Annotated in this window: 3 protein-coding genes and 1 pseudogene; 1 reads left to right on the top strand and 3 read right to left on the bottom strand. The window is 62.0% G+C overall.

Features of this window, described 5'->3' with window-relative positions; genetic code table 11:
• Both WCA53_RS26825 and WCA53_RS26830 read right to left on the bottom strand, forming a co-directional pair.
• Positions 1–793: ligase-associated DNA damage response exonuclease (locus tag WCA53_RS26825; RefSeq protein ID WP_423917777.1), on the bottom strand; the 793-nt coding region annotated here is incomplete at its 3' end.
• A gap of 87 nt (positions 794–880) precedes the next feature.
• The gene (locus WCA53_RS26830) at positions 881–3,079 is read right to left on the bottom strand and encodes a GAF domain-containing protein (protein ID WP_423917780.1); all 2,199 of its coding nucleotides are present in this window, start codon (positions 3,077–3,079) and stop codon (positions 881–883) included.
• 137 nt (positions 3,080–3,216) lie between these two features.
• Between WCA53_RS26830 and WCA53_RS26835 the strand changes: the two genes are divergently transcribed.
• On the top strand, positions 3,217–3,882 hold the full coding sequence (locus WCA53_RS26835; RefSeq protein ID WP_423917783.1) for a biliverdin-producing heme oxygenase: 666 nt from the start codon (positions 3,217–3,219) through the stop codon (positions 3,880–3,882).
• A 131-nt stretch (positions 3,883–4,013) separates the two neighbouring features.
• On the opposite strand, the pseudogene WCA53_RS26840 reads toward WCA53_RS26835, so the two are convergent.
• Positions 4,014–5,223: pseudogene (locus WCA53_RS26840) on the bottom strand (hypothetical protein); the annotation flags it as partial.

A 5,223-nucleotide genomic window follows, 5' to 3' on the forward strand; every position in this document is an offset into this window, starting at 1 on the left:
GCCGCATCCAGCCGGAAGCGAACGCGTCGCTGTATTCGCCGAAGCGGCGCATCCACGCGCTGCCTTGCGCCGATGGCGGCGCCACGATCAGGGCGTCCTTGAAGGCGGTTTTGTCTTTCGCGGCAATCTCGCTGACGAGCCGCGCGGGTGGCAGATTCACGCCGGCTGCGCGATACGCCCGGTTGAGCGGCTCCACCGCGCCGTGGCAAAAGATCGGGCCGATGCCCCGATCCACACCCGCGAGAATCCGCTGCGCCTTGCCGAACGAATAGCAAAACAGCACCGACGCGCGACCTTGCGCTGCGTTATGCCGCCACCATGAATCGATGCCGTCGAAGACGGCGCGCGACGGTTCCCATCGGTAAATCGGCAAGCCGAACGTGGATTCCGTGATGAACGTGTCGCACCGGACGGGTTCGAAAGGCGCGCAAGTGGGATCGGTTTCGACCTTGTAGTCGCCCGACGCGACCCAGACGCGGCCCGCGTGCTCCAAGCGCACTTGCGCGGAACCGAGCACATGACCGGCCGGATGCAGCGAGACGGCCACGCCGTTCACCATCAGGCGCTCGCCATAGGGAACGCCTTGCAAATTGATGCCCGGCAGCCGCGACAGCAACACGCCGACGCCCGCTTCAGCCGCGAGATAACGCGCGTGCCCGAAGCGGGCGTGATCGGCGTGGGCATGAGTAATGATTGCCCGCTCGACCGGACGCCACGGGTCGATATAGAAGTCCCCCGGCGGGCAATAGAGGCCTTCCGGCCTCGCGACAATCAGGTCTTGCGATGCGTCCAACCGGTTTCCCCTCGGAGAGTCAGAAGACGGCCCGAAAACGGCCGAGGTGACGTGGAGGGGAGCAAATGTCGTGCCGTTCGAAGCGCTTCAATCGTCGCCGGGGAAGGCGATGACAATTCGTGCACTCATGTCGGCGAAGCTTCCGGTGAGCGTCGCGTCATGTCCCTTTATGATGGCGCTGGCAATGTACAGCCCGAGCCCCAACCCACCGCGGTTGTTCGCGTTGTCGAGCGAACCACTTTTGAACGGATCGGTCAGGCGCTCAAATGATGCGGCGGGTTTGTTGATGAGACGATTTCGCACTTCGATGGTCTTCGTCTTGCCGTTCGTGTGTGCCGTCAGTTCGATAGGGAATGTCGTATCCCCATGCTGCCGCGCGTTACTGATCAGATTGGTCAGCGCCTGATTAAAGCGATCGGGGTCCACGAGCACTTCGCCCAGATCGTCCGCGAATTGCGTGACAATCCTTATGTTGGGATGGGCCATTTGGTTCTGCTCAACGATTGATTCGAGCAGATCCGTGAGCGTGACACGCTCACGCGTCAGCCCCAGGCCGACTCCGGAGCGGATGCGACTTACATCGAGAATATAGTTGATGAGCGACTGCATGCGCCGTGTCGAGCCCTCCACACGTTTCGCCGTGTCATTGGATGTAGCAAGTCCACGGCCCATCAGCTGCACTGCCATGTTGATCGCCTGCAACGGATCGCGAAGATCGTGACCGAGCGTCGCAAGCAGGGTGGTCCGCGCCCGCTCGGCTTCCCTCATGCGATGCAACGCAACGTCCTGCAGGATCACCTTCAGTTCGCGGGCCGCGGACCGGTCCATCCCGGTCCACTCACGGCTACGGCCTCGCACAGTCTGTTTCCAGACTTCGAACGATCCGCGTGGCGTGAGCCGTGCACCGTTGGGCCCAGACGCGATCACTTTGTCTGGCGGCCCGGCCCAGTTGATCGTTTCCACCAGTTCGCCTCTTAGCCAGATGATCGTGATCCGGGCGTCGCCGACTATCTGGATTGCAAGGCAGCCCGCAACGGGTCCTTCCGGCGTGCAGATCGCCCCCAGGTTTGGCAGTTCTGCCGCCAGCGACTGGGTGAGGAGCAGGTCCTGCCGCGTCACGTTCATGTGCTCGGCGAGCGCCCGCAGCTTTCCCACGTCATTTGCGCGGGCTTTGCCCAGTGCGACCACCTCACGGTCAACGACCGCCATGACGGACTCACAATCGATCAGCGCGGCAACATCTGCGGCAGCTGTCACCAGACCCATCAGGGGTTCGTCTGCCTGCGCGAGTTCGGCCGCGATCTTAGTGCGCAGATCCTGCAGGCGATGCTCATCGAGTGCACGGTGCCGCGCTTCGATCTGTGAGATCAGGATCGATACCACCATTGTCAACACTGTGCACGACAGGCGCACCGCGTGCGATGCCCGATGCGCCGTCGCGTGGTGACACGCAAAAAGCCCCCAAAGCTGTCCGTCAACGACGATCGAGACGCTCATCGACGCGCCGACGCCCATATTCTTCAGGTACTCGATATGGATCGGCGAGACGCTTCTCAGCACCGCGTAACTCAGGTCGTAAGGCGCGTCGGTGTGGGGATGCAATGACGGCTGAATGGCGACGGGCGCGGCGTCCACCGAAACGATCTGCCGGATCGGATTCAGGACGTACAGACGCCGGGCCTGTGCCGGGATATCGCCGGCCGGATAGCGCTGATGCAGATAGGACGGCAGGTCATCCCGCCGTGTTTCACCGATCACTTCGCCAGTTCCGTCAGACAGGAAGCGGTAGCCCATGACGCGGTCGAAGCCGGTCATCGTGCGGATCGCCTCCGCCGCCGACTGCAGCAATTCGGCCGCGTTCGCATATCGACCCGCCTGCAATCTTTGGATCGCGCGCTGTGCGTATAGCGCGAACTGAGATGCGGGCGGGGTATTGGCCGCAAGCTGTTCGAATTCGGCAACCAGCGTGTCGCCCGACCAATGCGTAATCAAATCGAAGCGCTGGCCGCTCGCGCCCTCGCACTCGACGGTCTCCAGCGCAATCGTGGGCTCAGCAAGCGCGGCAAGGAGTGTCTGGCGCGACAGCGGCGTCAGATGGCTGTCCGTCAGTGGCTCGCCTAAAGCAGGGAGCGGGCCAAGCAAGGCCGCCGCGTTGGCACTCATCGCCAGGACACGACCGGTCCGGTCGAGGCAGAGAAGCGCCCCATGCGGCTGTATCAATCCGAGCGCGTGAATGGGTTCCTGGTCGCAGTTCGCAATGATCTCGGACAGGGGTTCGTTTTTCATGAAGAAAATAGTCCCTCCGCGGCGAGCGCGAAAAAAGTGCTGTGAGTGGGACAGTTTGCCACACAAGGTTGCGGCGTCACGAGGGGAGGACCGCGAGGCGTTAACAAGACGCCCCTATAATCAGACTCTGTTCATTCATGCTGACATCGACCGACTTGACCGACATTACACAATCTGATCAGCACGCTCCGGGCACCGCTCTCGAGGCATCCGCACCGCCTGGCGTGGTTGGCGCGCTGCGTGCGGCGACCGCCGCGCGACACGAATTGCTGCATCGGATCATGCCGCTCTCGGTGGATAGCGTCGCCGTCAGCGACTACCTGGCGCATCTGCGGGTTCTGCGCGCGTGGCTCGCACCGCTTCAGGCATGGCTCGACACCTTCGGCGACGGTCCGCAAGGGGCGGGTGCCGCGTTCCGTATGAATCGCCTTGCGTTAATCGACGCAGACCTCGCGGACCCGTCGGCGGATTTGCAAGCGTCGAGCTTGCCAGTGACCGATGCAACCGCCGCCGCCGCCGCACGCTGGAGCGGCCATCGGAGCGCTGCGTATCGCTGGGGCGTGTGTTACGTGATCGAGGGCTCGCGACTCGGTGGCGCGGTGCTCTATGCGCAATTGCGTGAACGGCTCGCGCCCCATCCGCTGTCCTACCTGAAGGTTGGCCGCGATGCGCTCGGCCCGCAATGGCAAGCCTTCAATCGCGCAATGGGAGTGGACGTGCAAACGCCGGACGCCATCCGCGAAGCCTGCGAGGGCGCTGCGGACGCGTTCGATAGTCTGATCGGTCTCGCCCGGCGGCCGTGAGGAGATTGATTTAATAGGATCGCTTATTGATCCGGGAGGGCGCGTCCCCGACGGTCGTTGTAGCGGTGTCTCATGATCGATTCTTGTAGTCCCGCGACTCTAACCCATTCATTTGCACATCAGAGCCCTCATTATTTCGATGGCTCTCGCTGCGGCCCGCTTTTATTCTTTTGGCCCGGAGGCGTGCCTGCGCCGCGAATGTTCACGAATTTGCTGAGCGTATCGAACCAGAACGGCGCGCCCAGCGATACGGCTGCGATCGTGATGATGAGTCCGAGAAGCTTTATCGCCCAGCCACCCAAATCCGTTGGAACCAGGTCCGGGTTGCCCTTGCTAGCCGGGTTGCCAAACCAGCCGAGCGGGAAATCAATCTTCCCGGCCTCCGTGAACGTCGCGTCCCGATAGGGCGCCGAGCCCGCCGTTGTAGCGTCGCCCGGGGATTGCTGCCCGGTTGCTTGGGCGCCTTGAACGACCTCGACCGCTGCGCCCGCGATCGAGGCCCGCAACGCGTCGTTATGCGTGAGAACCTTCGCAAGCATGATGGTATCGGCGTTCGCCACGCCTACGACGATGACCGCGACCAACACGAGCACGAGCTGAGTCCATCGCTTGTACCAACCCGTCACGCGATCCATGGCGTCGTTGTACCAATGCTCGACGTTGGCCTGAAATGCCTCTATTTGACGCTCCGCAGAGCCGACCGAGTTCTGCACGAGCGTCGCCTCCTGACGCGTCTTCGTCACAAGCAGCAGCAAGGCATCTTTTGTGTGCCCAGCCGGCAAGCGTTGTCTGATCGCCGTTTCTACATTGCCAAGAGGATCCGGACATTCGGCGGCGAGTGAGCGACCGGCGTCCAGCGCGATCGCCAAAGCCTTCGTTGCGTCTGCAATGCCCTTGAGGTCCAATCGATCCTTTACCTTGGCTGCCGCGTCGGTCGCCAGGTCATGCTTGGTCTTCACGTCGACCGCTGCCTTTACCTTCGCTTTCGCATCGTTGAGCGCGAGTTGGGCAGTGTTCACCGCAGCGACAAGACTCGCATTGCCCGGATTTGCCGTCTGCGCCTTTTGGGCGTCATCGAGTGCGGTCTGGCGCTGACCTGCCAACAAAGTCCAGTAAGCGTTCACTCCCGCACCGGACGAAGAAAGAATGTCGACCAGCGCCGACGACAGGATTTTCGACGGCATGTAAGAAGGCAAGCGATTCGGCTTGTTCGGATCCGATGCAAACTGGGAAATGCTGCTTACCAATCCGTGCGAGTAGATCTGCTGTGCCAGACCCGTAAAGCTGGGATCGTTCAACAGGTTCTTTACTCCCTCGAACAAGGTTGTTCCGCGCTTGTTC

Origin of the sequence: Caballeronia sp., from assembly GCF_049581465.1 — a bacterium.
Classification (GTDB): Bacteria; Pseudomonadota; Gammaproteobacteria; order Burkholderiales; family Burkholderiaceae; genus Caballeronia.